General features: G+C 63.7%; 26 protein-coding genes. 11 read left to right on the top strand and 15 right to left on the bottom strand.

The features are described 5' to 3' along the window. Nucleotide 1 precedes the first annotated feature (1 nt). Complete coding sequence (locus tag R3P93_RS10250) at nucleotides 2–457, top strand: GNAT family N-acetyltransferase (RefSeq protein WP_094638559.1); 456 nt, start codon at nucleotides 2–4, stop codon at nucleotides 455–457. Nucleotides 458–887: 430 nt separating this feature from the next. Here R3P93_RS10250 and R3P93_RS10245 read toward each other — a convergent pair whose 3' ends face one another. Next, entirely contained in the window at nucleotides 888–1,337 is a 450-nt protein-coding gene (locus R3P93_RS10245) for an Hsp20/alpha crystallin family protein (protein ID WP_179272157.1), read from the bottom strand. Between the two features lie 229 nt (nucleotides 1,338–1,566). On the opposite strand from R3P93_RS10245, the gene R3P93_RS10240 reads away from it, so the two are divergent. Both R3P93_RS10240 and R3P93_RS10235 read left to right on the top strand, forming a co-directional pair. Beyond that, nucleotides 1,567–1,911, top strand: a complete 345-nt coding sequence (locus R3P93_RS10240) for an ArsR/SmtB family transcription factor (protein ID WP_094687388.1) — start codon at nucleotides 1,567–1,569, stop codon at nucleotides 1,909–1,911. Further along, nucleotides 1,908–2,402, top strand: a complete 495-nt coding sequence (locus tag R3P93_RS10235; RefSeq protein ID WP_317532970.1) for an SRPBCC family protein — start codon at nucleotides 1,908–1,910, stop codon at nucleotides 2,400–2,402. Before R3P93_RS10240 ends, R3P93_RS10235 begins: the two co-directional genes overlap by 4 nt. On the opposite strand, the gene R3P93_RS10230 is transcribed toward R3P93_RS10235, so the two are convergent. From R3P93_RS10230 to R3P93_RS10220, 3 genes are all read right to left on the bottom strand, one after another. After that, entirely contained in the window at nucleotides 2,372–3,391 is a 1,020-nt protein-coding gene (locus R3P93_RS10230; protein WP_176460232.1) for a DUF5914 domain-containing protein, read from the bottom strand. The two genes, R3P93_RS10235 and R3P93_RS10230, sit on opposite strands and share 31 nt — an antisense overlap. Before the next feature lie 164 nt (nucleotides 3,392–3,555). Continuing rightward, entirely contained in the window at nucleotides 3,556–4,701 is a 1,146-nt protein-coding gene (locus R3P93_RS10225) for an NAD(P)/FAD-dependent oxidoreductase (protein ID WP_317532969.1), read from the bottom strand. Further along, nucleotides 4,698–5,033, bottom strand: coding sequence for a bifunctional 3-phenylpropionate/cinnamic acid dioxygenase ferredoxin subunit (locus R3P93_RS10220; protein ID WP_223145664.1), 336 nt, complete (start codon nucleotides 5,031–5,033; stop codon nucleotides 4,698–4,700). The genes R3P93_RS10225 and R3P93_RS10220 overlap by 4 nt, the downstream gene beginning before the upstream one ends. A gap of 177 nt (nucleotides 5,034–5,210) precedes the next feature. Here R3P93_RS10220 and R3P93_RS10215 point away from each other — a divergent pair, with 177 nt between their 5' ends. Genes R3P93_RS10215 through R3P93_RS10205 form a run of 3 tightly spaced genes read left to right on the top strand, consistent with a single transcriptional unit; the run spans nucleotide 5,211 to nucleotide 9,926 of the window. Further along, on the top strand, nucleotides 5,211–7,643 hold the full coding sequence (locus R3P93_RS10215) for a GcvT family protein (RefSeq protein ID WP_317532968.1): 2,433 nt from the start codon (nucleotides 5,211–5,213) through the stop codon (nucleotides 7,641–7,643). A gap of 1 nt (nucleotide 7,644) precedes the next feature. Then, nucleotides 7,645–8,784 (top strand): N-methyl-L-tryptophan oxidase, encoded by a 1,140-nt coding sequence (gene solA, locus R3P93_RS10210; protein ID WP_149407639.1) that lies wholly within the window; start codon nucleotides 7,645–7,647, stop codon nucleotides 8,782–8,784. Beyond that, nucleotides 8,781–9,926 carry an aromatic ring-hydroxylating oxygenase subunit alpha gene (locus tag R3P93_RS10205; RefSeq protein ID WP_300515892.1) on the top strand — a complete coding sequence of 382 codons (1,146 nt, stop codon included), beginning with the start codon at nucleotides 8,781–8,783 and terminating at the stop codon, nucleotides 9,924–9,926. The genes solA and R3P93_RS10205 overlap by 4 nt, the downstream gene beginning before the upstream one ends. Here the strand turns inward: R3P93_RS10205 and R3P93_RS10200 are convergent. Genes R3P93_RS10200 through R3P93_RS10190 form a run of 3 tightly spaced genes read right to left on the bottom strand, consistent with a single transcriptional unit; the run spans nucleotide 9,900 to nucleotide 11,686 of the window. Further along, the gene (locus tag R3P93_RS10200) at nucleotides 9,900–10,661 is read right to left on the bottom strand and encodes an IclR family transcriptional regulator (RefSeq protein ID WP_317532967.1); all 762 of its coding nucleotides are present in this window, start codon (nucleotides 10,659–10,661) and stop codon (nucleotides 9,900–9,902) included. The genes R3P93_RS10205 and R3P93_RS10200 overlap by 27 nt on opposite strands. Nucleotides 10,662–10,679: 18 nt before the next feature. Then, a complete protein-coding gene (locus tag R3P93_RS10195) occupies nucleotides 10,680–10,991 on the bottom strand; it encodes an AzlD domain-containing protein (protein WP_149407642.1) in 312 nt (103 codons plus the stop codon). Further along, nucleotides 10,988–11,686, bottom strand: a complete 699-nt coding sequence (locus tag R3P93_RS10190) for an AzlC family ABC transporter permease (protein ID WP_317532966.1) — start codon at nucleotides 11,684–11,686, stop codon at nucleotides 10,988–10,990. Before R3P93_RS10190 ends, R3P93_RS10195 begins: the two co-directional genes overlap by 4 nt. 66 nt (nucleotides 11,687–11,752) lie before the next feature. On the opposite strand from R3P93_RS10190, the gene R3P93_RS10185 reads away from it, so the two are divergent. Beyond that, on the top strand, nucleotides 11,753–12,310 hold the full coding sequence (locus R3P93_RS10185; RefSeq protein ID WP_317532965.1) for a helix-turn-helix domain-containing protein: 558 nt from the start codon (nucleotides 11,753–11,755) through the stop codon (nucleotides 12,308–12,310). Nucleotides 12,311–12,478: 168 nt separating this feature from the next. Then, nucleotides 12,479–13,306, top strand: a complete 828-nt coding sequence (locus R3P93_RS10180) for an SDR family oxidoreductase (RefSeq protein ID WP_149407644.1) — start codon at nucleotides 12,479–12,481, stop codon at nucleotides 13,304–13,306. Nucleotides 13,307–13,424: 118 nt separating this feature from the next. On the opposite strand, the gene R3P93_RS10175 is transcribed toward R3P93_RS10180, so the two are convergent. The 3 genes from R3P93_RS10175 to R3P93_RS10165 form a co-directional block, all read right to left on the bottom strand. Beyond that, the gene (locus R3P93_RS10175) at nucleotides 13,425–13,829 is read right to left on the bottom strand and encodes a hypothetical protein (protein WP_317532964.1); all 405 of its coding nucleotides are present in this window, start codon (nucleotides 13,827–13,829) and stop codon (nucleotides 13,425–13,427) included. 10 nt (nucleotides 13,830–13,839) lie between these two features. Next, a complete protein-coding gene (locus R3P93_RS10170; RefSeq protein WP_317532963.1) occupies nucleotides 13,840–14,469 on the bottom strand; it encodes a DUF3558 family protein in 630 nt (209 codons plus the stop codon). 202 nt (nucleotides 14,470–14,671) lie between these two features. Beyond that, the gene (locus tag R3P93_RS10165; RefSeq protein WP_317532962.1) at nucleotides 14,672–15,229 is read right to left on the bottom strand and encodes a class I SAM-dependent methyltransferase; all 558 of its coding nucleotides are present in this window, start codon (nucleotides 15,227–15,229) and stop codon (nucleotides 14,672–14,674) included. Between the two features lie 213 nt (nucleotides 15,230–15,442). Here R3P93_RS10165 and R3P93_RS10160 point away from each other — a divergent pair, with 213 nt between their 5' ends. Continuing rightward, nucleotides 15,443–17,623, top strand: coding sequence for an MMPL family transporter (locus R3P93_RS10160; protein ID WP_149407647.1), 2,181 nt, complete (start codon nucleotides 15,443–15,445; stop codon nucleotides 17,621–17,623). Between the two features lie 116 nt (nucleotides 17,624–17,739). Then, nucleotides 17,740–18,003, top strand: coding sequence for a metal-sensitive transcriptional regulator (locus R3P93_RS10155; protein ID WP_011331580.1), 264 nt, complete (start codon nucleotides 17,740–17,742; stop codon nucleotides 18,001–18,003). Between the two features lie 284 nt (nucleotides 18,004–18,287). Here R3P93_RS10155 and R3P93_RS10150 read toward each other — a convergent pair whose 3' ends face one another. Further along, complete coding sequence (locus tag R3P93_RS10150; protein WP_068045290.1) at nucleotides 18,288–18,695, bottom strand: DUF302 domain-containing protein; 408 nt, start codon at nucleotides 18,693–18,695, stop codon at nucleotides 18,288–18,290. A 317-nt stretch (nucleotides 18,696–19,012) separates the two neighbouring features. On the opposite strand from R3P93_RS10150, the gene R3P93_RS10145 reads away from it, so the two are divergent. Continuing rightward, complete coding sequence (locus R3P93_RS10145) at nucleotides 19,013–20,272, top strand: reverse transcriptase family protein (RefSeq protein ID WP_317532961.1); 1,260 nt, start codon at nucleotides 19,013–19,015, stop codon at nucleotides 20,270–20,272. Between the two features lie 78 nt (nucleotides 20,273–20,350). Here the strand turns inward: R3P93_RS10145 and R3P93_RS10140 are convergent, their stop codons facing one another. The 4 genes from R3P93_RS10140 to R3P93_RS10125 are packed head-to-tail and all read right to left on the bottom strand — an operon-like array spanning nucleotide 20,351 to nucleotide 25,653. Further along, on the bottom strand, nucleotides 20,351–22,483 hold the full coding sequence (locus R3P93_RS10140; protein ID WP_317532960.1) for an alpha-galactosidase: 2,133 nt from the start codon (nucleotides 22,481–22,483) through the stop codon (nucleotides 20,351–20,353). Next, a complete protein-coding gene (locus R3P93_RS10135) occupies nucleotides 22,480–23,409 on the bottom strand; it encodes a carbohydrate ABC transporter permease (protein ID WP_269595789.1) in 930 nt (309 codons plus the stop codon). Before R3P93_RS10135 ends, R3P93_RS10140 begins: the two co-directional genes overlap by 4 nt. Further along, nucleotides 23,409–24,308 carry a carbohydrate ABC transporter permease gene (locus R3P93_RS10130; protein WP_068045284.1) on the bottom strand — a complete coding sequence of 300 codons (900 nt, stop codon included), beginning with the start codon at nucleotides 24,306–24,308 and terminating at the stop codon, nucleotides 23,409–23,411. The genes R3P93_RS10135 and R3P93_RS10130 overlap by 1 nt, the downstream gene beginning before the upstream one ends. A gap of 49 nt (nucleotides 24,309–24,357) precedes the next feature. After that, nucleotides 24,358–25,653 carry an ABC transporter substrate-binding protein gene (locus tag R3P93_RS10125; RefSeq protein ID WP_317532959.1) on the bottom strand — a complete coding sequence of 432 codons (1,296 nt, stop codon included), beginning with the start codon at nucleotides 25,651–25,653 and terminating at the stop codon, nucleotides 24,358–24,360. Nucleotides 25,654–25,683 lie beyond the last annotated feature (30 nt).

The raw sequence follows: 25,683 nt of genomic DNA, 5'->3' as shown, positions 1-25,683 counted from the left end.
CATGCGGATCGAGTTCGACGATCTGTCGCGTCCGGACGTGCACGCGCTACTCACCGAGCATCTCGAGGACATGCACGCCACCTCGCCTGCCGAGAGTGTGCACGCCCTCGATCTGTCGGGCCTACGCGGGCCTGGCGTTACCGTCTGGACCGCCTGGGAGGCAGATGCACTGCTGGGAATCGTTGCTTTGAAGAAGCTTTCACCCGATCATGGTGAGCTGAAGTCGATGCGCACCTCGGCGGTAGCGCGGGGACAGGGTGTGGCATCGCGGCTGCTCGGCTTCGTATTGGACCAGGCTCGAGAACGGGGCTACGTCAGGGTGAGCCTGGAGACGGGAACTCAGGACTACTTCGCCGCCGCCCGCAGATTGTATGTGCGACACGGATTCGTCGAGTGTCCGCCGTTCGCGGACTACGTGGTGGATCCATCGAGTGCGTTCTTTTCGTTGTCCCTGTAGACGTTCCGATGAGAAGGGGCCGCCCCCCCCACCCCGTGGCCGCCCACCCCAGCCCCCCGCGGGGCGGGGGTGGGGGGGCGCCGGCGGGCCCCGCGGGGGGGGCCCCAGCGCGGGGGTGCTTGGGGGGGGCCCTGGCGCGTGGCGCTTCCCAGGGGCGGCCCCCCACCCCGGGGGGCGGCCCCTTCTCATCAGGCTGCGTGCTGTGTGTGCGGGTAGAGATCGTCGTCGAGAGGTACGGCTCGACACTGATCGAGCGCATCCGCCGTCGAGCATTCCCTCATGCTCGTCTCCACGCCCACAACCGTGCGCCACCAGCGCTCACGGTCGGTCGATTCCGTCCACACCACCGCCTCGGACTGCATAATGCATCACCCCAATGGTTTTCGTGATCTGTTCGCCGGAGTGTTTGGGATGCCCGTGTGTTCTCGGATCAGGTCGACTCGTGTGCGATGGACTTCTGTTCGGCTGCAATGTCGCCGTGTGCGATGTCGACCTTGCGCGGCTTCGCGCGTTCTGCGAGGGGAATCGTGATCGACAGAACGCCGTTGTCGTACGACGCGGAGATGCGCTCGGTGTCGACGCCGTCGCCCAGCGATACTTGGCGACGGAACGTGCCGGCGAATCGCTCCGAGGTGATCCACTGCACGCCAGTGCTTTCCGGAGCGGATCGGTGAGCGGTGAGCGTCAACGTACCGCGATCGACGTCGACATCGATCGATCCGGGGTCGATGCCGGGCAGATCGGCACTGAGCACGTAGTGGTCGTCGACTTTGTAGAGGTCCATCGGCATGAATCGCGGGGCGCGGTCCGAACCGGAAGAGGCACCCAGCATGGCCGAGGTGAGGGAATCGACATCACGGAACGGATCGAAACGAAGCACAGCAACCACCTCCTGTACCCAGATGCACTCACCCCTGTGGTGAGTCGCTCCTCAACTGTGCAGAACAGAAATTAGCACTCTCACCCGTGGAGTGCCAAGAGGGATTTCGAAGGTTCTCAGAAATTTTTCAAATCCAATAGTGCTGTGCCGCAGTGGGCGTCGCGATCGCACGAGCTCGTTCAAACACTTAGCCCTTGCGCTAAGTATTGCGGGAGCGATAGTGTGCCTTATGGCTCAGTATTCGACCGTTCTCGACGATGTATTTCAGGCACTGGCCGACCCGACCCGGCGGGCAGTGTTGAGCAGGTTGGGATCCGGACCGGCCACGGTGGGCGAGCTCGCCGAACCGTTCGACATGACTCTCCCGTCGTTCATGAAACACATTCACCTGCTCGAGCGCAGTGGCTGGATTCGCACGCGCAAGGTGGGCCGCGTACGTGCGTGCACGATCGAGCGAACCAATCTGGATGCAGCCGGTCACTGGCTGCAGGAACAACGCGCCGTCTGGGAATCCCGGACGGATCGCCTCGAAGACTTCGTCACCACGACCTCGAATGAAAGTGAACCGCAATGACATCGATCGATCCTGCTACGGACTTGACCATCTCCCGCGTCATCAGGGCTCCACGAGCAGCAGTGTGGAGTGCGTGGACGGACCCGTCGAAGTTCGAGAAGTGGTGGATTCCCGCACCAGCACTGTGTCGTGTCGATGCCTGGGATCCGAAGCCCGGGGGAGCATTCCGCACACTGATCAGTGAATCCGGCGGTGCCTACGAGCCACACATGGACGGCTGCTTTCTCGCCGTCGACGACGGTGAGCGCATCGTATTCACCAACTCGCTCGTCGAGGGTTGGCGGCCGGCACCGCAGTTGTTCATGACCGCGGTGATCACCCTCTCCGACCACCCCGACGGAACCAAGTACCACGCCCACGTGATGCACCGCAACGAAGAAGATCGAAAGATGCACGAGGAGTATGGCTTCCACGACGGCTGGGGCACCGTCATCGCACAACTCGCCGAGTTCGTCGAGGGTCAGGCGCGGCCCTGCGACCGCAACTCGTAGCGTCGCTCGGCGTAGTCGAGGTCGTCCTTCCACAGCCGTGCAGCAGTGAAGTTCATCGCCGGCCGCAACAGACCGGATGCCTTGCGTGCCATCTGGAATCCCGGACGATCCGAGCTGGCGATCGTGGCCTCGATGACGGCGGTGCGCGGTGTGCCGTCGGCTGCGGGAGCGAGCGGCGTCGCATGCGTTTCGACGACGCTGCCCGCTCCTTCGCCGTCGAGAATGCGCATGACGATGGTGCGGGGACCGGGACAGACGAACTCGGCCCGCACCGGAACTCCGACGCCCCGGCTGACACGGAAGGTCACGTCGACGAGGAAGCGGTCGTCCTCGTCGGGCACATCGATGTCGGTGGGCGCGCTGACGACCTTCAGTCTCGCGAACGAGTACGGGTGGAACCACGCACCGTGCCAGGGGTCGAGTCGATTGGCGATGATGTCGTCGGGCTCGCACTTGCCGACGAGGGTGACCACTCCGGCGATGGCAGTCGAGGCCGGCGGGCGGATCGGGACCACGGGGACAGGCGTCGGCTCCTCTCCGCCGAGCTCGTCGAGACGAACCCACACCAGAACCCCGTCGTCGAATGCGGGAACCGGACGCCAACCGGGCTTGCCCTTCGGCCCGAGTGCAAGACCGTGCCAGCGGCAGACCAACGTGTCGCATTCGATCTTCGCGGTGTCCAACGCGGCACCGAGATGCGGACATGCGCCCGGCCCGATGTGCACCTTGCCTGCCGAGTCACGCCACGCGACCAGTTCGGTGGTGCCCACGTAGCGGCCGAACGGCTTGTCGGCCTTGACGTCGCGACTGGCAGCGAACACGAACCAATTGCCCGAGGTCCGCGTCTTCGCACGCTTCAAAGCAGACTCGATGACCTGCGGATTCGCACCCTTCCAGGTGGGCTCCTGCTTGGCCCACGACTCCGACGGCAGCGGCTGCAACGGCATCGTCTTCGGCCAACGTCGTCGTACTGCATCCAGCGCGGTCATTGCTGCTCCCAAAGTCGACAATCGATTCCCGTGTTCTTTCACCATTGTTCCCGTTCGTGGGTACTCAATGTGACATCTGGTGGCCTTTTCGGGGGTCAATGTCACATCGAGTGGACTCGGGGAGCGGTTGCGGGAGGTTGTCGGCGGAGGGGAAGTGTGGATGCTCAGGTCACCAGGTTCGCGGTATCGACCACTTGCCGACGCCATTTGCCGAATGATCGGGGCGAGGACACTGCGAGTACGGCGACCGGGTGATTGTCTTGTCGGTAGAGAGCGACGAAGGGTCCGGTGGCGGGGTCGCCCTCGACGATTTCGGCGACGCAGTGGGGTTCGTGGTGTCCGGCGAATTGGATTCGTGCGGCGTATTGGTCCGACCACACGTAGGGCAGTCCGGTGAATCTCTTGGACCCACCGGTGAGGAGCGCTTCGACGGCGACGGCCGGTCGGGTGGCGGCGGAGGTCCAGTGTTCGTCGCGTCGAATCACCCCCGCGGCATCTCGCACCGCAGCGCAGTCGCCGACGGCAAGCACAGCCGGGTTCGAGGTGATGCCGCGCTGATCGGTCACCACCCCGCCGCAGATCTCCAGTTCGGACCCATCGAGCCAGCCGACGTTGGGCACCGAGCCCACTCCGAGCACGACCACGTCGGACTCTATCGTCATGCCGTCCGCCAATTCCACCGCACGCACCCGCCCCGCCTCGACGCCGAATCCGGCCACCGACACCCCGGTCAGGAGCGTCGCACCGGCGTTCCGATGCCAACCGGCGATGAGTGAGCCCAACTCACCACCGAACACGCGGGCAAGCGGGGTTTCCGACGCCTCGACAACTGTCACCGATGCGCCCAATCGAAGCGCCGTGGAGGCCACTTCGCTGCCGATGAATCCGGCACCGACCACCGTGACGCGTACTCCCGACGACAGCGAAGACCGCAGCGCACGGGCATCGTCCAAGCTGCGGAGCACATGAATTCCGTCGACGCCGATGGTCCCCGGCAGACGGATGGCGGATGCACCCGTCGCGATCACCACGGCATCCGACGTCACATCGCCGGAGACGGTGGAGACCGTCGTTCCCGATAGGCCCGTCGCCGCACATCCGAGTTGCCAGTGGACATCGAGATCGTCGACGTCCAGCGGTACGGCAGATTCGTCGCCGAGCAGAAAAGCCTTGGACAACGGGGGACGGTCGTACGGCTGGTGCAACTCGTCGCCGATCATCGTGATGCGGCCGTCGAAACCTTGATCACGCAGTGCCCGCGCCGCGGCCACTCCTGCGAGCGAGGCCCCGACCACGGTCACCGATTTCACGGGGTGACCGCGATGCGGATGACCCCGTCCTCGACGTGTACGGCGTGCGTTCGCACCGGAACCTTGGCGGGCGCTCCGAGTGCAGCACCGGTGCGGAGATCGAAACATGCTGTGTGCAAGGGGCATTCGACGGCACAGCCTTCGACCCAACCCTCGGACAGTGAGGCGTCCTGGTGGGTGCAGGTGTCGTCGATGGCGAAGAACTCACCCTCGACGTTGAAGATCGCGATCGGCGGTGCCCCGGCCGGGATGACGCGCAGGGCCTCCCCGTCGGGGAGATCCTCGGCGCGACCGACGTCGAGCAGGACGCGGGTGGAGAACGTTGCGGTCATGGTCGGGCCTCCGGGGACCTGAGGGTGTGCAGTGCTCGTGTTGTACCCAGCGTGAGATCACCCCGTTGCGGCGATGGAACGCTCGAGTTTCGATCGTGTGAATCTGTTGCGCTATACGAAGTGCAGTTCGTATTGTGCAACTAAATCAACTCGACGTACACCCCCTAGGAGCGTGTCATGTCCTCGAGCATCCCGAGGGTTGTGATCGTCGGTGCCGGAATCGTCGGCTGCAGCCTCGCCGACGAACTCACCGCGCGCGGCTGGACCGACGTCACAGTCCTGGACAAGGGCCCGCTACCGCTCACCGGCGGTTCCACCTCGCATGCGCCGGGCCTGGTGTTCGCCACCAACTCCTCTCGATCGATGTCGCGATTCGCGGCCTACACGGCGTCGAAGTTCAAGAAGCTCGGCTGCTTTCTCGACGTCGGCGGACTGGAAGTGGCCACGACGCCGGAGCGGGTCGACGAGCTGCATCGACGCCACGGCTTCGCGTCGTCCTGGGGCCTGACATCGGAAGTGGTGGACGCCGAGCGATGCCTCGAGCTCTACCCCTTGCTCGACGGCAGCCGAGTGCTCGCCGGTTTGTTCACACCGGACGACGGGTTGGCCAAGGCAGTAGAGGCCAGCAGGGTGCAGGCCGAGCGAGCCACCGCCCTCGGCGCGCGCTTCATCGGCGGCATGGAGGTCACATCGATAGACCAGAGCGACGGCCGAGTGACGGCCGTGCGTGCGGGCGAGCACACGTTCGCGGCGGACATCGTGGTCTGCTGTGCCGGGTTCTGGGGGCCGGAGCTCGGTGACCTCCTCGGCATGCAGGTACCCCTGCAGCCGCTGGCGCATCAATACGCACACACCACGGCACTGGACCTGCCCTCGCGTAGAGCCGGAACCGAGGCCACGCTGCCCATCCTCCGGCATCAGGACGAGCGGTTGTACTACCGCGAGCACGGTGACCATCTCGGTATCGGCTCGTACCACCATCGGCCGATGCCCGTCGATTCGCGCGACCTCGGATCGAGCGAGAACGTGACCGCCGAGAACATGCCGTCGTCGATGCCGTTCACCGAGAACGATTTCGCCGACGCCTGGCAGCGCAGCACCGAGCTGATTCCCACGCTCGGAGACGCGAAGATAGAACACGCGTTCAACGGCATCTTCTCCTTCACCCCGGACGGAGCACCGATCGTCGGCGAATCCCGAGAAGTCCAGGGACTGTGGGTATCCGAGGCGATCTGGGTGACGCATTCTGCCGGCGTTGCAAAGTCACTCGCAGAGCAGATGATCACCGGGCACAGTGAGATCGACATGCACGAGTGCGACCTGTACCGATTCGAGAAGACCGACCTGGTGCCGTCCAACGTCGCGCGGACGAGTGCGCAGAACTTCGTCGAGGTCTACGACATCATTCACCCGCTTCAGCCGAGAGTGGAACCACGACCACTGCGCGTGAGCCCGTTCTACGGTCGCCAGCAGGAACTCGGCGCGATGTTTCTCGACGGGGCCGGCTGGGAGCGACCGCACTGGTACGAGTCCAACAGCGCTCTGCTCGAACAACTTCCGGAGCAGTGGCAGGCACCCAAGCGCGAGCCGTGGTCGGCGCAGTTCTGGTCACCGATCAGCGCCGTCGAGGCCTGGCGCACTCGTGAAGCCGTCGCGATGTACGACATGACGCCGCTACGACGCCTCGAGGTCGGCGGACCCGGTGCACTCGCGCTGCTGCAGAAGTTGACGACCAACCAGCTCGACAAGAAGGTCGGCAGCGTCACCTATGCTCTGATGCTCGACGCGACCGGCGGCATCCGGAGCGACGTGACCGTGGCGCGGGTGGCCGTGGATCGTTTCCAGGTGGGAGTGAACGGCCCGCTCGACGAGGACTGGATGCTCCGTCATGCCGGGAACGACGTCTACGTCCGCGACATCACCGGTGCCACAGCCTGTATCGGACTCTGGGGGCCACTGGCCCGAGAGGTGCTGGCACCCCTCACCTCGGCCGACATCTCGCATACGGGTCTGAAGTATTTCAACGGCCGAGCGATTGCTGTGGGCGGAGTCGACGTCCTGGCGCTGCGACTGTCCTATGTGGGCGAGCTCGGCTGGGAGCTGTACACCGACGCCGATACCGCACTGCGCCTGTGGGACACGCTGTGGGAGGCCGGGCAGGCGCACGGCGTCGTGGCAGCGGGACGGAGTGCGTTCAACAGCCTCCGGCTCGAGAAGGGCTACCGGTCGTGGGGTACCGACATGACCACCGAACACGATCCGTATCAGGCGGGGCTCGGGTTTGCGGTGCGAAAAGCGAAGGGCGACTTCATTGGAGCCTCGGCACTGCAGGACGGAGGCAACGGACCGGTGCTGACCTGCCTGACATTGGACGACCCGTCGCACGTGGTGATGGGCAAGGAACCGGTGGTGCACGACGGGACGGTGGTCGGGTACGTGACCAGTGCCGCCTACGGATACACGATCGGCAAGACGGTGGCCTACGCCTGGCTACCGGCAGGGCTGCAACCCGGCGATCACGTTGCAGTGCAGTACTTCCGTGACCTACTACCCGCGACGGTCATGGCCGAACCGCTGGTGGATCCCGACATGAACAAGATCAGGTGTTGATATGACGTATGACGTGATTGTCCTCGGTATCGGTGGAATGGGCAGTGCCGCCGCCTGTCACCTCGCCCGACGCGGACAGCGGGTGCTGGGTATCGACCAGTTCGGTCCCGCGCATGCGCTCGGATCGAGTCACGGTGGCTCCCGCATCTACCGGCAGTCGTACTTCGAGGACCCGGCCTACGTACCGTTGCTCCTGCGCGCGTACGAACTGTGGCACGACCTCGCCTCGGACAGTGGGCGGGACGTGTTCACCGAAACCGGTGGTCTCTACGTGGGAAGGCCGGACGGGCTCACGTTCGGCGGTAGCCTGCGTGCCTCGGAGCAGTGGGGTCTGAAGCACGACGTACTCGACCCCACCGAGGCGCAGCGGCGCTTCCCGACGGTCCGACTGCAGCCCGACGAGTTCGCCCTCTTCGAGGAGAAGGCGGGAATTGCGCGACCCGAGACGACGGTTGCCGCACATCTCGATCTGGCCGAGGCGGCCGGTGCCGAACTGCGCTACGACGAGAAGGTACTCGGCTGGGAATCGTCCGACTCGTCGGTGACCGTCACGACGGTCGCCGGCACGTACACCGCTGGTGCACTGGTCATCTCACCGGGAGCGTGGGCACCGAAGCTGCTGGCCGAGATCGGCGTACCGATGGTGGTCGAACGGCAGGTGATGCACTGGATCACCCCGGAGTCGGGTGAGGCACCGTTCGACAGTTCGCACCACCCGGTCTACATCTGTGGCGACGGGCCCGATCAGATCTACGGATTTCCGGCCATCGACGGCGACGGCGGCGGCGTGAAGATCTCTTTCTTCCGCGCCGGAACGCCGTGTGATCCCGACACCATCGATCGCACCGTGCATCCTGAGGAGATCGCGCGACTGCAGCAGCGCATCGTCACCACGTTTCCGGCGCTGTCGGGACCGCATCAGGATGCGAAGACGTGCATGTACACCACGACGCCGGACGAGCACTTCGTTGTCGCCAAGCACCCGGATCACGCGAATGTGACAGTGGCGTGCGGCTTCTCGGGGCACGGCTTCAAATTCGTCCCCGTCATCGGCGAAGTCCTCGCCGATCTCGCGATCGACGGCGCGACGAAGCATCCCATCGCGCTCTTCGACCCGGCGAGATGCGCGGTGTCGGCATGACCATGGTCGATCCCGAACTGCAGCCGACTCTGCTTCCGACGCTGGGAGGTGAAACCTACGTCGATCCTTCATATTTCGTTCGCGAGCAGGATCGGATATTCGAGCAGATGTGGTTCTGTGCCATCAGGTCGGACGACATCGTCGAGCCGGGCAACTTCCGGACGGTTCAGATCGGGCGAGAGTCGGTTCTGATCAGTCGCAATCGAAAGGGCGGTGTGACCGCGTTCTTCAACATCTGCCGTCATCGCGGCGCGACACTGTGCACCGAGGCGTCGGGAACGGTGCGTCGAAACTTCCAATGTCCCTATCACGCATGGACGTACGATCTCGACGGGAAGCTGATCGCAGCTCCAAACCTGATCGATATGCCGATGATCGACCGGGTGGAGTACGGGCTGCGGAAGGTGCACGTTCGGGAATGGCTCGGCTACGTCTGGGTGTGCGTCGCCGAGGATGCGCCGTCGTTCGAGGACACGGTGCAGGGTGATGTTCGCGAACGGCTCGGCGGTGTGGGTGCCATCGACTCGTACGACATGGACTCGCTCGCCCTGGGGCGTCGGATCGTCTACGACGTCAAGGCCAACTGGAAGCTCATCGTCGAGAACTTCATGGAGTGCTATCACTGCGCAACGATTCACCCCGAGCTCACCGAGGTGCTGCCGGAGTTCGCCGACGGCATGGCAGCGCAGACGTACGTGGGCCACGGTGCCGAGTTCGGCAGCGACATAGCCGGTTTCACGGTCGACGGCTCCCACGGGTTCGACGCCCTCGACGGTGTGAGCGAGGACCGTGATCGGCGGTACTACGCGATCACGGTTCGGCCGACGGTGTTCGTCAACCTCGTCCCCGATCACGTGATCATCCATCGCATGTTCCCGATGGCCGTGGATCGCACTGTCGTCGAATGCGATTGGCTGTATGCGCCCGGGGTGGTCGCCGATCCGACCAATGCGGCAACGATGGACAAGTCGGTGGAGCTGTTCCATCGCGTCAACGAGCAGGATTTCGAGGCGTGCGAGCGGTGTCAGCCGGCGATGTCGTCACGGATGTATCGCGACGGCGGGGTCCTGGTGCCGGCCGAGCATCACATCAGGGTGTTCCACGACTGGGTCGGATCACGCGTGGCCGGACCAGCCCAATAGCGTCGAGACACGCTGTGCTGCTTCGAGAACCGAGGATCCAGCAGCGGTGAGACGGTCCTCGTCGAGGCGGTAGGCGGGACCGGAGACAGTGATGGCACCCACTGCTGTTCCGTCGTAGCTGATGATGGAGGCTGCTGTCGCGTTGAGTCCTATCTCCAACTCTTCACGGGCGTAGGCGATCCCGGTGGCACGGACCGTCTCGATCTCGTCGAGCAGATCGGCCTTGGTGGTGATGGTGTTCGCGGTGAACAGTTCGAGATGACCGTCGACGCCGGCTTTGAGGAGCGAGTCGTCGTACGCCATCAGGGCTTTCCCACTCGACGTCGCGTGCAGAGCCGACCTCTCGCCGAGCCAGTTGTGACTGATGATCGACGAGCCGCCCCGCACCTGATCGATGTTGACGGTCACGTTGCCGTCGGGCACAGCGATGTTGACGGTCTCGCCGATGGTGTCGGCGAGTTCCTGCAGGATCGGTCGGGCGATGCGGGTGATGTCGAGTTGAGCGGATACGGACGTGGCGAGGCGGATCAGGCCGATGCCCAGGCGATACTTGCCGCGTTCACCCGGTTGTTCGACGAGTCGGCGAAATTCCAGTGCGCTGAGCAGGCGAAAGGCCGTGGACTTGTGGACCTCGAGGTGCGCCGCAACGTCTTGAACCCCGGATTCGCCGTGGTCGGCCAGGTATTCGAGCACCTCGATCGCACGGTCGACGGACTGGACAGGGGACTCGGACACCAACCCAGTCTTGCAGACTCAGCTGACGCCGACCCATCGAAGTCCCGCAGTAGTGGCAGCCGCGGCGAGAACGATGACGACGAACGGCGCTCGTCGCCAGGCAAGTACGGCGGCAACGGCGACTCCTGCGGGCAACGCGAATCCGGCGAAGTCCTTGCCCACGAGGAGGGTCGATGTGGCGACCAGTGCCACGAAGATGACGGCGACGGCAGTGGTCATGACCCTGTCGATCCGGGGTGAGATGGCGACTCGGGTTCTCAGTGCCGGGCCGGCGATTCGGAGCGCGTAGGTGCCGATGACCAGTGCGAGCAGGGGAATCGTGAGGTTCATGCGGATTCCTTCTGTGCAACAGGAGCATTGGAGAGCATGACCGGTACGACGGCGACCAGTGCCAAGAGCACGGGTAGTCCGCTGGGCAGGAACATCGAGGCGACGAGCGCAATGCATGCTCCGACGAGGGCTGCGTTGCGGGTGGCCCGGTCTCGGAGCGCGGGCATGATCAGTCCCAGCAGGATCGCAGGGAATGCGGCATCGAGACCGAGTGCGGCGGTATCGGTGATCGCACCGCCGCCGAGCGTGCCGATCACGACGCCGATGTTCCAAGTGACGAACAGTCCGATCCCGCACAGCCAGAACGCTGTTCGACGGCTGCCCTCGTCCTTTTCGGCAACGCTGAAGGCCACTGCCTCGTCGGTGATGAGGTGAGTTCCGATTAGTCGCTTCAACGGAGAAACGTTGCGAAAGACCTCGCCGACGGAGAAGCCGAGCGGCACCAGTCGCGTATTGGCGAGCAACGCGCTGGCGACGGCGGCAACGGGATTGCCGCCTGCCGCCAGAATGCCGACGAAAATGAATTGGGACGACCCGGCGAAGACCACCAGTGACATCACGACCGGCAGCCACAGGGGCAGACCCGCTGCCACCGAGATGGCACCGAACGAAGCCCCGACCAGAGCGTCGGCCAGGCAGACCAACGCGATGTCGCGGATGTTGACCCCGTGCAGGGTTCGCCATGTCGAACGCATGGTCGTTATAGTGGGCGATGTTAGGCTGTTCGTCAAATCAAACGAACGTACCGATGGAGTGAACGAATGGCGGATACCGGTCCACCGATCGCGGCGATAGCTGCCGCTCTCCAGCAGGAACGACGACGCGTGGGACTGTCTCTCGCCGAAGTGTCCCGCCGAGCAGGTATTGCCAAATCGACGCTGTCGCAGCTTGAATCGGGTACCGGGAACCCGAGCCTCGAAACTCTCTGGGCGCTCAGCGTCACCCTGGACGTGCCGTTCTCCAGGTTGGTCGAGCCCGCGAAGCAGTCGGTCCGCCTGATTCGTGCGGGGGAGGGTCCGAGATTCGCGTCGGACAGGGCGGACTACACGGCGACGCTGCTGGCGTCGTCTCCACCGAACGCTCGGCGGGACATCTATCTGATCAGCGCCGACGTCGGTGAACCGAGGCGCTCGGACCCCCACTCGCCGAATGTCGTCGAGCATGTGGTGCTCAGCGCGGGACGGGCGATGGTGGGCCCGATGGGGGAGGCCGTCGAACTGGTGCCGGGCGACTACGTTGCCTACCCCGGCGACGTGCCGCACATCTTCGAGGCCCTGGAGCCGAACACCATGGCAGTGATGATCACGGAACACAGCTGACGTAGGGGGAATAGTCGGCGGGCATGCCTCGTTGGACTCTTTCGACGGCGTTCGCTTGGCAAGCCCCGGGCCTCACCCCATTTGTCGCTTCGAGCGACCACTCGCCGAGAGGCGTTTGCAGCGGACGTCGTCCCTACTTTTGTCCGCTGATCGAAAGGGACAGGATTCATGGCAGCGAAGACGTGGTTCATCACCGGCACATCCAAGGGATTCGGACGCGAGTGGGCCATCGCGGCCCTCGAACGCGGCGACCGGGTGGCAGCGACCGCTCGCAACACCGACACGCTGAAGGACCTCGTCGAGCAGTACGGCGACGCGATTCTGCCGATCGAGCTCGACGTGAACGACCGGGCGGCCGACTTCGCGGCCGTGCAGCAGGCTCACGAGACGTTCGGCTCACTCGACATCGTTATCAACAACGCCGGCTACGGCCAATTCGGCATGATCGAGGAACTGTCCGAAGAGGACGCCCGGGCGCAGATCGAGACCAACGTCTTCGGTGCGCTGTGGGTGACCCAGGCCGCACTGCCGTTCATGCGTGCGCAGGGCAGCGGCCACATTCTGCAGGTGTCGTCCATCGGCGGTATCTCCGCGTTCCCGAACGTCGGTGCTTACCACGCCTCCAAATGGGCCCTGGAAGGATTCAGCCAGGCATTGGCGCAGGAGGTCGAAGACTTCGGTATTCACGTGACGCTGATCGAGCCGGGCGGGTTCTCCACCGACTGGTCCGGCCCGTCTGCGAAGAAGTCCACCGACATCGCCGCATACGACCCGATTCGGGACAAGGCCACGAAGCTGCGCAGCGCCCGGCAGGCGACTCCTGGTGATCCGAGTGCAACGCGGTCGGCTCTGCTGAAGGTCGTCGACGCCGAGAAGCCGCCGCTGCGAGTCTTTTTCGGCGAGGCTCCGCTGGAGATCGCGACGAAGGACTACGAATCGCGACTCGCGAGCTGGCGCGAATGGCAGCCCGTGGCCGTCGAGGCACACGGAGGCTGATCAGGCCGCACCTGAGCGTTCACCATCGCATCCGATCGGCGACTTCCCGCGCATCGATGTCGATGGTGAACCGTCAGGTCCGGTTGGGGCCACCCCTTTCGCGTTGTGTTGCGGTCGATCAGTTCTCCGGAGTCAGCGCACTGATGTTCGCCGACGTCCGCTCATCGGTGTCGGACGTCTCTTGAAAGTAGCGACGGAAAAGCATCCGCATCGATTCGATGACGTCGATGTGCTGCTGAAGAATGATGTCGAGAGAGCGATCTGTGCCGGTGGCCACGCTAAGAAACTTTGCCTGCAGATCCTGAGCGGACTTGAGGTCGCCCCAGGATGTCGTCATGCTCAGCTTCGTCGCGTCAATTTTCATTTTGTCGAGGTGCGCAAGGTAGGTAGCACAGGCTGCATCGCATTTCGCGGCAACGTCGGCGGGAATGGTGACAGTGCCGTCGTCGGCTTGGGCATGGAGATCTCGCCAGTACGCAATCAGGTCCGGCTGTGAATCGGTCACGGTTTCGGCATCCTTCATTTCGATACTTCTAGCTCGGGAGCTCGGGATCGAGCCGGACTACGAGTTCATTGAGTTCTGTGCATGGGTCGTACTGCGGGGAATGGGCCAGTGCGCTCGTGTTCAGCGTCGTCATGATCAATTCGGCTCCAACCGTGAAGGCAAGGGCGCAATTCAGGGATGCATCGGCACCGACCTGCTGGTACTGGGTGGCGTCCCGCGTTCCCACTCGAGTCGGCTGGAGTCGGTCGAAGGTGGTCGCATCGCCGATGTAGTCGATACCTTTGAACCCCACGAATATCGAGAAGTAGTACTTGCTCGCCGGCGGCTGGTTCTCCCAGCCGCAGATCTTGAATCCGTTTTGATCGCGTCCGAATATCCCCGATTCCTCGGTCTCGGCGTTCAGTCCCGCTTGCTCGATGGCCTCGTCGGGGATGGTGCAGGGATTCCATGGCCCTGTGGGTGTCGAGATGATGGTGCTGGCCGCGGTCGGAGTCGCGTCATCTTCTGTAGCGCTCGCACAGCCCGTGAGCAGCAGAGGTATCGCCATTGCCGGGAGCCATCGACGTGCCCTGTGCATCGCTGTCGTCCATTCCTCGAGAACACCTATGTTCTTGGACGCAGTTCCGCCTCGTCCGGTTCCCGAGACGGTCGAATTCACGCCCCTCGTGGGGATTCGCACCGCGTCCAGGGGGTGCGGATTCCCACGAGGGGCGTAGATCGGCGGTACTCGAGCGCGATCGCCCGATGGGTTGCCATCATAGGTGCGTCACTGTGCGGCGTCGGTGAAACAGACTCGATGACTGCATGATCGAACAGACGCCACCGACGATTCGACTCCAAGATCCCTGTGTCGGGCTGTGTCACAGTCGCTTTCGCGCTTGCAGACGCTCCACGAGTCCGAGGTTGAATCTTTCGATGTCCTCGACGGTGAAGGTGTCGTCGCCGACAAGTGCGAAAGAGGGGCGTCGCAGGAAGTGCTCACCGCCCACGGGGATGCTCACCAATTCGACCAGGCGCTGGAGCCATCGAACGACCCGCAAGGACGAGGGGACGTGGTCGGCCAGCAGAAGGGTTCCGCCGGGCCGCAGCACTCGTGTCATTTCCGCGAGAGCGACGTCGGGTGAGGGGATCGCGCACAGGGAGAAGGTGCACACGACGGTGTCGAACGATGCGTCGGGAAACTGCAGTCCATGCGCATTGCCTAGCATCAGATTGGCATCGGGCATCACCGACTCTGCACGAGTTCGACCGCGCGCCAGCATGTCCGGGCTCAGTTCGATCCCGGTCAAGGCCGTCCGCTCCGGGTAGTGGTCGAGGTTGAGGCCGGTTCCCACCGCGATCTCGAGTACCTCGCCGGTGGCTCGAGAGCAGATCCAGGATCGGGTGTCTCGAAACAGAACGCGGTCGAGAAAGTTCATGTGCTTGTCGTAGTGGACCGACTGTTGGTCCCAGTATCGCTGCCACCTGTCATGCCGATCGGTCGGATGTGACGGCATAGGTCAGGCCTCCAGGTAGGCGTCGTGTCGCGCCTGTCATGTATACCCCGTGGGGTACGTAAAACTCAATCATTGATACCCCCGGGGGTACCGTGCTACCGTTCGGTCACCGCCCCCGACCTTTAAGGACACACAGTGAGTTCTACGGACGTTCGAACCGACGAGAGTTCTGCAGACAGCTCGCCGCCAGGGATCACCGGGGGGCCGTTGGCGCGCTTCGGTGCGCGCATGGCAGGCAATTTCAAGTGGGTGGTCACCGCGTGGCTCGTGGTCATCATCGGATTGGGAGCGTTTGCCCCGTCGGTGTTCGGCTCTCTCGCCGGTGCCGGTTGGCAATCCAACGGATCGGAGTCGGTCCAGGTTCGCGAACTCGCACAGGAGCACTTCGGCGGCAACTCTTCTGCCGCGATACAGGTGGTCGTGCACTCGGACACCGAGCAGGTGACGGATCCCGCTGTCGCGGCAGTCATCTCCGAGGTCACCGACATTTTGGCCGCCGACTCGCGGATTTCCGAGGTGATCCCCCCGCAACCGGGGATGTCGATCAGTCCCGACGGGCACACCGGAATCCTCATCGGTGGAGCGAACGGGACGACCGACGAGATGGTGAAGGCCGTCGACGATCTCAAGGGTGACTTGACCGCAGCCTCCACGGACTCGATCGAGGTCTACCCGACCGGAGCATCGGCGCTGTGGAGTGACTTCAACAAGGCCAACCACGACGCGATGATCAAGGCCGAAATCATCTCCTGGCCCGTCACATTGGCGATCATGGTGCTCGCGTTCGGATCGCTCGTCGCGGCAGGTCTGCCCCTACTGTTGACGCTGGCCGGTCTCGTCGCATCTGCTGGCGGGCTGGTTTTGCTGAACGAAATCACGCCGATCTCGGTGTGGGCCATGAACTTTGCGATGATGTTCGCGCTGGCGCTCGGTATCGACTACGCGCTCTTCCTAGTCGTTCGATTCCGGGATGCGCTCCGAAAGACCATCGACGCCGGACGGATCGACCCGCAGCGTGCAGTGGCAGAAACGATGGACACGGCAGGCAAAGCCGTCCTGTTGTCCGGTCTCACAGTGCTGATCAGCTTGTCTGCCGTGCTTCTGGTACCGGCACCTGCGGTACGCACGATGGCCGTGGGCATCATGCTCGCGGTGGTGTTCGTGCTCGCGGCCACCCTCACATTGCTCCCCGCAGTGCTGGGCAAGCTCGGACCCAAGGTCAATGCCGGCTCCCTCCCGTACGCGAAGCGTCAGGTGCACCGTTCGCCGAAATTCGCGTCCTGGGGTCAGTTGCTGCACAAGCATCCGTGGCCGTTCGCCATCGGCTCGCTGTTGATTCTGGTGGCGCTGTCGATTCCGGCACTGGGTCTCAAGGTCGCCATGCCATCCATTTCGGTTGTGCCCGAGGATGCTCCGGTTCGGCAGGGCTACGAATTGGTGCAGGCACAGATGGGTGAAGGTGCACCAGGAATGCTGCAGATCATCGCCCCCACATCGGAGGCGGAGCAGACCGCGCAGATCGCAGCGAGCGTCGACGGCGTATCGATGGTGACGCCGCCCATGCCCGCCATGGACGGATCCGACTTCGTCATGCTGCAGGCCATCCCGAACGTGGACCCGTCGGACCCCGTACTCGAGACCACACTCGACGCCTTGCGCGCCGAGCTGCCCGAGGGAGCGATCGTCGGCGGTGCACCCGCGGAGAACCTGGACCTGCAGACAGCGTTGAACGAGTATCTGCCGATCGTGGTGTCGGTGATCCTCGTGCTCGGATTCCTGCTGCTGCTGATCGCGCTGCAGGCGCCGCTGATCGCCCTGCTGGGGACCGTGGTCAGCCTGCTGTCCACCGGAGCGGCATTCGGTGTGGCGAAGCTGATCTTCCAGGACGGTCACGGCTCGTCGCTGCTCGGATTCACGCCGCAGGGATTCCTGAACGGTTGGGGCCCGGTGTTCTTCTTCGCGATGATCTTCGCAATCGCGATGGACTACACGGTGTTTCTGCTGTCGAGCGTCAAGGAACACTACGAGAACACCGGTGATCCGCACGGTTCTCAGATCGACGGAATGGCGCATTCGGGACGCGTGATCTTCGCGGCGGCAGCGGTGATGATCGCGGTGTTCTTCTCGTTCGCGCTCGCCGAACCACTGCCACCCAAGGAGATGGGAATCATTCTGGGTGTCGCCGTATTGCTGGACGCGATTCTCATCCGCTTGGTGCTGCTGCCGGTGTTGTTGCGCTTGACCGGCCACGCCGCATGGTGGTCACCCGCGTGGTTGCGTTCGGTACTCCCCAAGATCGGCTTCTCGCACAGCTGAGTCGTCACCGATCCAGAGCAACACAGTGGTGGCCGAGGCCGTCCGGCTTCGGCCACCACGACCACTCTTACCCCTAGGGGTAAACTGGAGTTTCATCGAACGAAGGACTGAACGACATGACCGGTGACACCGAAAGCATCGCATTGGTATTGAACCGTCTGCGGCGTGCGCAGGGTCAGCTTGCAGGGGTGATCGCCATGATCGAGAGCGGTCGTGACTGCAAGGATGTCGTCACCCAGCTGGCCGCGGTGTCGAAGGCTCTCGACCGGGCAGGCTTCAAGATCGTCGCCACCGGACTCCGTGAGTGCATCACGGGAGCGGAGACAGGCGAGAAAATGAGCGAAGCGGAACTCGAGAAGTTGTTTCTCGCCCTCGCCTGAGATTCTTCTGCCCACCCCGCAATGGAACGGGGTGGGCAGGACTATTTTCTGGAGAACATGCGGGACAGAAACCCTGGAGACGGCGGATCGGCGTCGTGACCCTTGCATCGATTCGACGAGGGAACGCCCCGCATCACCTGGTCGATGTGCTGGCCGCACCCTGCCCACGTCGTCTTTCCGCACTTCTTGCACGTGACGGCTCTACACATGATTTCTCCTCTGTCACTCGAACACCTGACTCCCACTATACCCAAGGGGGTATAGCGGTCAGGTCGAGTGGTGGTTCACACGACGGCGCTGTCGCCGCCCAACGTCATGATTGCCGCCTGCAGCAGCGCAGTGGCCTCATCGGCCACGTCGGCAAGCCCGGAGGCATCGGACAATCCGACCATGACCTGCGGATTCATCGCCTCCACGATCGTGCTGCCTCCGTCGGCTCGGACGACGACGTTGCAGGGCAGCAGCAACCCGACCTGCCGATCCGTATCGATCGCTCCCTTCGCCAATCGCGGATTGCAGGCACCGAGGATGACATAGCGTTCGATGTCGGCGTCGATCTTCGACTTCAACGTGGCCTGCATGTCGATTTCGGTGAGGATGCCGAAACCTTGTTCGGACAGCGCTTTTCGAGTGGCGTCCACAGTGTCCTCGAACGTGGTGTTCACTCGCGTGCTGATGGCCAATTCGGTCATGATGTTCCGATCCTTCGGTTGTCGAGGCTGACAATGCCGAGCATACCCGCATGGGTATCGCACAGCCGGTGAGATGTCGCGTATCCCGCTGACAGACCGGCGTCGATTTGGCATGGTGGAGGTATGCAGCGGCGCGCGGGCGAGAGTTGGTCCGCGGGACCGGTCTCAGGGGTAACCCCTGGGTACATCACGAGAAGCGAGCACTGCGTCCGAAGCAGCTCGGCACGCTTCGCGTGCTTGACTGCTCCGAGGACGAAAGATTTCGGTCGCCCCGCGCCGTTGCATGTCACAGCGTTGCATCTGATCGACAGCCGTCCATGACCGAACGCGAATTGTCCCCACGGGCCGCTGCGACACTGGCTCGGTTGGCGGCTGATGCCGAGTGGACGCGATCAGGCCTCGAGGTCGCGTTCGCGCGTCTCACGCCTGAGAAGGCGTCGTGGTTGGCCGATCGCATCATCAATCTGTATCCGAGCCCGCCGTTCGACGAGGCATCGATATTCGTTCTGCTGCGCGATCTCCCGTTCATCTCGGAGCCTTCGAGGTCTTCGCAGCGACCGCAAGTGCGTACCGGCCGCAAACCCTGGCGATTCGAGGTGCCGCGCTACGAAACGACCGGTCAGCTCGCTCGTTCCCTCGACCTGACGATTTCCGAAATAGAATGGTTCGCCGATCTGCAGGGCAGACTCCGAACCGCACCGTTCCCGTTGCAGCACTATCGGTCTGCGCGACTCGACAAGCGGCAGGGAATCCGCCTGCTGGAGGTTCCGAAACCACGACTGCGCGAGATCCAGCGAAAGATATTGCGCCGCATCCTCGATCCAATACCGGCACATCCGGCGGCGCACGGCTTCCGAAAGGCGCGCAGCCCGCGAACATTTGCGATGCCCCACGCCGAACGCGACGTGGTGATCTCCGTGGATCTCCGACGCTTCTTCCCGTCGATCGGCTTCGATCGAGTGGTCGCGATCTTCGAGGCGGTCGGCTACCCACGGAGGGTCGCGGCAAATCTCGCAGCGCTGTGTACGACGGTCACCCCGGCCGGCGAGTTGATCGGGATGGACCGCCCCACCGCAGCGAGGCTTCGTGCCACCCATCTGCCGCAGGGTGCGCCCACGTCTCCTGCGTTGGCGAATCTCGCTGCACGACAACTCGATATCCGAGCGAGCGGACTGGCCCGATCTGTTGGAGCCCGCTACAGCCGATACGCAGACGACCTGGCGTTCTCCGGCGGTGCGGACGTCGACGTCGACAGACTGCTCTGGCTGATCTCCCAGATCGCTCACGACGAAGGCTTCACGATCCATCCGGACAAGACCAGGGTCCGACGCGCGCATCAGAGACAACAGCTCACCGGACTCGTGGTCAACTCGTGGCCGGCAGTGCCGCGAGAAGAGTACGACAATCTCAGGGCGCTGCTGCACAACTGCATCACCGCCGGCGTTGCCGAACAGAACCGAAACGACCACAACGACTTTCGGGCCCATGTCTACGGACGCATCGCCCGCATCGGCGAGACCAACGAGACGCGACGAGCAAAGCTGCTGAGTATGGCGTCGCAGGTGAACTGGGACTGAGCCGCGAATCAGCTCCTCTGATTCGGATTCCAGCCTCCGATCGCAGGCGGGAATACAGAACTGAGGAGCCGATACGCCTCAGAGGGCTCGCACTCGCAGAAGCACTCCGGTCTGCGGGAACAACACCGGGAGTGCCACACCGGCCTGCGCGAGCATCGCACCCGACAGTTCCAGTACCCCGCCGTCGGCGATCCACGGCGGCAGTTGGATACCGTTGCCGAGATCGCTCAGTTCACGCACGAAATCGACGCGATACCTGAGAGAGGGATCGAGACCCGGGAGGCGCACGCGATCCGTGCGGTCCTCGGCCGAGGTGTCCATCCGCACCACTGCGTACGCGCCCTCGGAGAAGTCCGATGCCACGACGCCGTGGACCCAGACGCTCGGGTCGGGGTGGTCGGAGCGCACCACGTCGCCGGTGTGCAGTAGCCCGCGCAAATCCTTGTACAACGTGGTCCAGGCTGCCAGGTACTCGTGATCCTCGGACGATAGTTCGGTGACGTCCATCTCCAACCCAGCGTGGCCGAACAGGGCTGTCAAGCACCGGAATTGGAGCGTGGACCACCGGCCTGATGTGTGCGCGATCTGCGGCCCGACCTGGGATCCGATCAGCTCCGGCGGCAGCAACTGCGTGGTCCACCGCTGCAGCCGTTGACGTTCGAGCGGATCGTTGGTGTCCGACGCCCATACCCGGTCGGTGTGTTCGAGGACCTCGAGGTCGATGCGGGCTCCGCCCGATGCGCAGGACTCGAACTCGACCTGTGGATGTCGGGATCGCAAGGCGTCGAGTAACCGATAGAACGCCGAGGTCTGAGCATGCACGGCAGCGCGTCCGTCGGAGTCGACCGCCAACATCAAGTCGCGGTTGTGATCCCACTTCACGTAGTCCGGCCGCTCGTTCGCCAACACCGTATCGATGGCCGAGAGGAGATAGTCGAAGACATCCTGTCGCGTCAGATTCAGCACATGCTGATGACGCCACTCGAGTGGAACTCGACCCGGTGCTGCGAGCAGCCAATCGGGATGCGTCCGAGCGATATCGGAGTCCAGGTTCACCATCTCGGGCTCGAACCACAGCCCTGGACTCATGCCGAGCTTTCGGACGTGGTCGAACAGCGGAGCCAGCCCATCGGGCCAGACGCCCTCGTCCACCTGCCAGTCGCCGAGGCCTGCCTTGTCGTCACGTCGGTGGCGGAACCAGCCGTCGTCGAGCACGAATCTTTCGACGCCCACGCGCGCGGCGACGTCCGCGATGTCCCGAAGGCGGGTGAGATCGTGATCGAAGTAGACGCCTTCCCAGACGTTGAGCACCACCGGACGCGGCGACGTGGGATGCGTCGAGCGGGAACGCATCCAGCGATGCAGCGCGTGCGCCGAACCGTCCAGTCCAGCAGCGGAGTACACGAAGTGCACCCACGGAGTCGAGTAGGGTTCACCGACCTGCAGAATTACCTCGCCGGGGGCGAGCAGCTCACCGCCGCCCAGCACGCCCGAGGCCTGACCGGCACGCTCGGGCAGGCGCTCCGCCAGGTGCAGGTGATCGCCGCTCCAGGCGACATGGGCACCCCACACCTCGCCGCTGCGGAAGCCGAAGCCCTCGCTGCCTGCGGTGAGTACCAGGGTGGCGTCGTGCCCGGTTCTTCCGCGACGCGAGGCCCGCGCCACCGTGCCGTGATCGAACCGTCGACGCTGCGGGGTGCGTTCGCGGCAGTGCCGGCCCGTCAGATCGAGCAGTTCGGTTGCAGTGTCCGGCAACGGCATCAGGGTCACGACGCCGTCGACGGTCAGGGGTCCGCCCGAGACGTTCCGGACACCCTGACGGACCCGCAGTGATCCACCGACCTCGAGCGACAGTTCGATCGACCACGAGATGCCGAGCTCGCTGTCGGAAGCGTCCACAGTGCAACCGAATTCGGTAGTGGACACGGTCACATCTGCCCACCGCGGGTACTGCACCGAACCGTCGCGATGCATTGCCAGAGCGGGGGTGCCCTGCCAGGCGTCGTCGCCACCAGGTGCCAGGGTGAGCCACCGAGGTACGTCGACACTCGAGTGCGGAACCGCGGGTATTGCGGCCCGGCGCAGTTCGGCGAGATCGTGATCGGAGAGTTCACCGAGATCGGTACCCCAGTGCAGCACGGCCGGAACCGCGGTGGACGACGGGCCGAGGATCACCATGACTCCGTCACGGCGCAGGACGGTGAAACTCACTTGTTGGCACCCATCGTCAGACCGGAGACGAAATGTCGTTGCAGCGCAATGAAAACCAACACCGTCGGCAGTGCCACCAGCACCGAACCGGCGGCGAGGAGGTTGGTGTCGGTGAAGAAGCTGCCCTGCAGATTCTGCAGCGCCGTCGTCACCGGGAGCTTGTCGCCGCTGACCATCAGGGCCAGGGCCCAGAAGAAGTCGTTGTAGATCCACGTCACCATGAGTGTCGCGAGGGCAGCCAGCGCGGGACGGCAGAGCGGCATGACGACCTGCCAGTACTGCCGGAACAACCCGGCTCCGTCGACGGTCGCGGCCTCGAGCAATTCGTGGGGCACGGTCTTCATGTAGTTGCTGAGCACGAAGACGCAGAACCCGGTCTGGAATGCGACGTGCACGATGATCAGTCCCCAGTAACTGTCGTACAGCGAGCCCGAGGAACTCATCCAGTACGGAACCGGAATTGCGTTGTACAGCCGGAAGAGTGGGGTCAGCAGAGTCTGCTGGGGTAGCAGGTTGCCGGCGATGAACACCGCCAACATGAAGATGTTGAACTTCCAGCTGAACCGCGCCAGGATGAACGCCGCCATCGAGCCGAAGAACAGGATGAGCAGCACCGACGGAACGGTGATGATCAGCGAGTTGAGGAAGTAGTGCGGGATGCCGCCGATCTGCCACGAGTCGATGTAGTTGTCGAACGTGAATCCGCCCACCGACAGGTACCCGTTGAGCAGCACATAGTCGTAGCTGCGGAACGAGTTGTACACCGCCCACGCCAGCGGAAACAGCCAGGCCAGTGCCATGACCGTCAGCAGCACGTAGATCGCGATCTGCGCAGTGCCCGCGCGTCGACGATTGGCGACGGCCGCGCGATTGCGGGTCAGCGGATCGCGCTCGGGAGGTGCTGTGCGCGTGAGTGAAGTGGTCATCAGTCTTTGCTCCGAAGAACGATGGCGAGGTACAGGGCGATGAAGACGAGTGAGATGCCGAGCATGATGGTGGCCAGTGCCGAACCGAATCCGATGCGGCTCGCCTCACCGACGACGTTCGCCGTCACGAGCGCCGAGATCAGCTCGAGTCCGTTGCGGCCCTTGTTGATCACCCACACCAGGTCGAAAGCGCGTAGCGCCTCGATGACGGTGATGACGATGATCAGCAGGTTGGTGTTCTTCATCAGCGGGAAGATGACGCTGAAGAACGTGCGAATCGGTCCAGCACCGTCCATCACCGCGGCCTCGCGGACGGACGGGTCGATGGCCTTGAGACCGGCCAAATACAACAGCATGATGTAGCCGGTGTGCCGCCAGCCTGCTGCGACCATGACGGCCCAGATGTTGATGTCCGGATCGCCGAGCCAGTCGACGTCGGTACCGAGCAGGCTGTTGAGGACGCCGCCCTCGGTGGAGTAGATGAGCTGCCAGATGAAGCCGATGAGGGCCATCGACAGCACCACGGGGATGTAGAAGATGCTCTGGTAGAGCCGAGATCCCTTGAGGTTCTTGTCCAGCAGGATCGCCAGCAGGATGCCGATGACGGTGGGGACGAGGAACAGGAACACCAGCCACAGCACGTTGTTCTGCAACGCCTGCTGGAACGGTGGATACGCCTGCACCGCGTCGACGTAGTTTTGGGTACCGATCCACTCGATACTCGACGTGCCGCCGATGCCGTCCCACCGTGCGAACGACAGGATCACCGTGAAGACCGTGGGGATCCAGACGAGTCCGATGACGATCATCGCGGGAACGCCGAGCATCATCGCGATGGTCCACTTCTCGCGAACACTGCGCCTGATCTTCGGCGACTTGACCCGTTCGGGTGCGGTCATGGCATTACCTGATCTCGACGTGGGTGAATGGTGTGGGGGCGAGCGGGATTCATGTTCCGAACACCGCCGACTTCTGACGCTCGATACTGCGGACCAATCCGTCGACGTCGTTCGGGTTGCCGATGAACTGTTGCAGGGCCGGGATCATGACGATCGACGCGAAATCGGGGCGAGTGTCGCGGTCGAAGAACTGCGTGATCTCTCCGGCGTTCTGGACGAGGTCTGCCGACTTGCGCACCAGCGCAGGGAAATCCGACAGGTCGGCGTCGCGGTGGGCGGGAATGGCCTGCGGATCCTGCTTCGCGTAGGCGACGGCAGGTTCGGGGCCGGTGAGGAAGGTCAGCAGCTTCTCGGCACCGGGGCGATTGCGTGGATCGGCCCGCATCATGAAGCCGTCCATCGGTGCCTCGACCGCGGAACTGCCGATGGCGGAGTCGAGTTCGGGGAAGGGAAAGAAATCGAGGTCGTCGCGGTCGGGCCCGGCGGGAAAACTCTGCGCGACGAACATGCCGGCGACCAAGGACCCGACGCTCTTGTTGAGCAACGCCGTCTGAGCGTCGGCGATCTTTCGACCCAGCGGTTGTGGCTGATGGAACGGTAGAAGCTCACGCCACGTGTCGAATACGGTGCGGACGCGATTGTCGGTCCAGCTGACGTCACCGGCCAGCAGGGTGCGGTGGAAGTCGACTCCGTTGAGGCGCAGGTTCAGGTAGTCGAACGTCCCCATCGGCGGCCATCCGTCGCGGGCACCGAAGCCGATCGGGGTGACGCCGTCGGCCTGCATCTGCTTGCTCAGGGTGACCCACTGGTCGTAGGTCTTGGGTGGTTCGTACCCACGCTCGGCCCACAGGCTCGGGCGGTAGAACACTGCCCACGGGTAGTAGAAGAACGGAATCAGATACTGATTGCCGTCGGATCCGGTCGAGTTCTCCTTGAAGGAGTCGCTGTATCCGCCGCCGTTGCTCGCCCACACGCTCGAGACGTCCTCCACCAGACCCTTGTCTGCGAAGTACTTCATTCGATAGCCGCCCATCCAGGTGAACACGTCGTCGGGCGTGCCCTGGAGGTAGTTGTTGACGTTCTCCTGGAACGACGTCGAGTCGACGGTGTTGACGCGGATGTCGCCACCGGTCTGCTGCCGATACATGGCGACGACGTCCTCGACGCCGACCTTGGAGTTCTTGTCCGACAGCCGTGAGCCGAGCGTGATCGTGTTGGGATCGAGACTGCTCGAGCACGACGACAGCACGCCACCTGCGGTGATCGCACCCGCGGCGACGAGCGCAGACCTGAGGAAGTCGCGCCGAGACGGCTGCCAGGTACGCGGCCACTCGTGTGGGTTCATGAGAGTCCTTCGACGGAAAATATCGATAAC

The sequence above is a fragment of the Rhodococcus cerastii genome, from assembly GCF_033042195.1.
In the GTDB taxonomy this organism is placed as follows: Bacteria; Actinomycetota; Actinomycetes; order Mycobacteriales; family Mycobacteriaceae; genus Rhodococcoides.
The sequence above is the reverse complement of the archived record's forward strand: the minus strand, read 5'-3'. Positions and strand labels throughout refer to the sequence as shown.

Coding starts and splice junctions, on each gene's coding strand:
- R3P93_RS10135 (WP_269595789.1), bottom strand. CDS start 23,409: ATGACCACTTCACTCACGCGCACAGCACCTCCCGAGCGCGATCCGCTG.
- R3P93_RS10175 (WP_317532964.1), bottom strand. CDS start 13,829: ATGAAGGATGCCGAAACCGTGACCGATTCACAGCCGGACCTGATTGCG.
- R3P93_RS10205 (WP_300515892.1), top strand. CDS start 8,781: ATGACCATGGTCGATCCCGAACTGCAGCCGACTCTGCTTCCGACGCTG.
- R3P93_RS10180 (WP_149407644.1), top strand. CDS start 12,479: ATGGCAGCGAAGACGTGGTTCATCACCGGCACATCCAAGGGATTCGGA.
- R3P93_RS10150 (WP_068045290.1), bottom strand. CDS start 18,695: ATGACCGAATTGGCCATCAGCACGCGAGTGAACACCACGTTCGAGGAC.
- R3P93_RS10250 (WP_094638559.1), top strand. CDS start 2: ATGCGGATCGAGTTCGACGATCTGTCGCGTCCGGACGTGCACGCGCTA.
- R3P93_RS10155 (WP_011331580.1), top strand. CDS start 17,740: ATGACCGGTGACACCGAAAGCATCGCATTGGTATTGAACCGTCTGCGG.
- R3P93_RS10145 (WP_317532961.1), top strand. CDS start 19,013: ATGACCGAACGCGAATTGTCCCCACGGGCCGCTGCGACACTGGCTCGG.
- solA (WP_149407639.1), top strand. CDS start 7,645: ATGACGTATGACGTGATTGTCCTCGGTATCGGTGGAATGGGCAGTGCC.
- R3P93_RS10195 (WP_149407642.1), bottom strand. CDS start 10,991: ATGAACCTCACGATTCCCCTGCTCGCACTGGTCATCGGCACCTACGCG.
- R3P93_RS10220 (WP_223145664.1), bottom strand. CDS start 5,033: ATGACCGCAACGTTCTCCACCCGCGTCCTGCTCGACGTCGGTCGCGCC.
- R3P93_RS10125 (WP_317532959.1), bottom strand. CDS start 25,653: ATGAACCCACACGAGTGGCCGCGTACCTGGCAGCCGTCTCGGCGCGAC.
- R3P93_RS10165 (WP_317532962.1), bottom strand. CDS start 15,229: ATGAACTTTCTCGACCGCGTTCTGTTTCGAGACACCCGATCCTGGATC.
- R3P93_RS10240 (WP_094687388.1), top strand. CDS start 1,567: ATGGCTCAGTATTCGACCGTTCTCGACGATGTATTTCAGGCACTGGCC.
- R3P93_RS10130 (WP_068045284.1), bottom strand. CDS start 24,308: ATGACCGCACCCGAACGGGTCAAGTCGCCGAAGATCAGGCGCAGTGTT.
- R3P93_RS10185 (WP_317532965.1), top strand. CDS start 11,753: ATGGCGGATACCGGTCCACCGATCGCGGCGATAGCTGCCGCTCTCCAG.
- R3P93_RS10190 (WP_317532966.1), bottom strand. CDS start 11,686: ATGCGTTCGACATGGCGAACCCTGCACGGGGTCAACATCCGCGACATC.
- R3P93_RS10230 (WP_176460232.1), bottom strand. CDS start 3,391: ATGACCGCGCTGGATGCAGTACGACGACGTTGGCCGAAGACGATGCCG.
- R3P93_RS10235 (WP_317532970.1), top strand. CDS start 1,908: ATGACATCGATCGATCCTGCTACGGACTTGACCATCTCCCGCGTCATC.
- R3P93_RS10215 (WP_317532968.1), top strand. CDS start 5,211: ATGTCCTCGAGCATCCCGAGGGTTGTGATCGTCGGTGCCGGAATCGTC.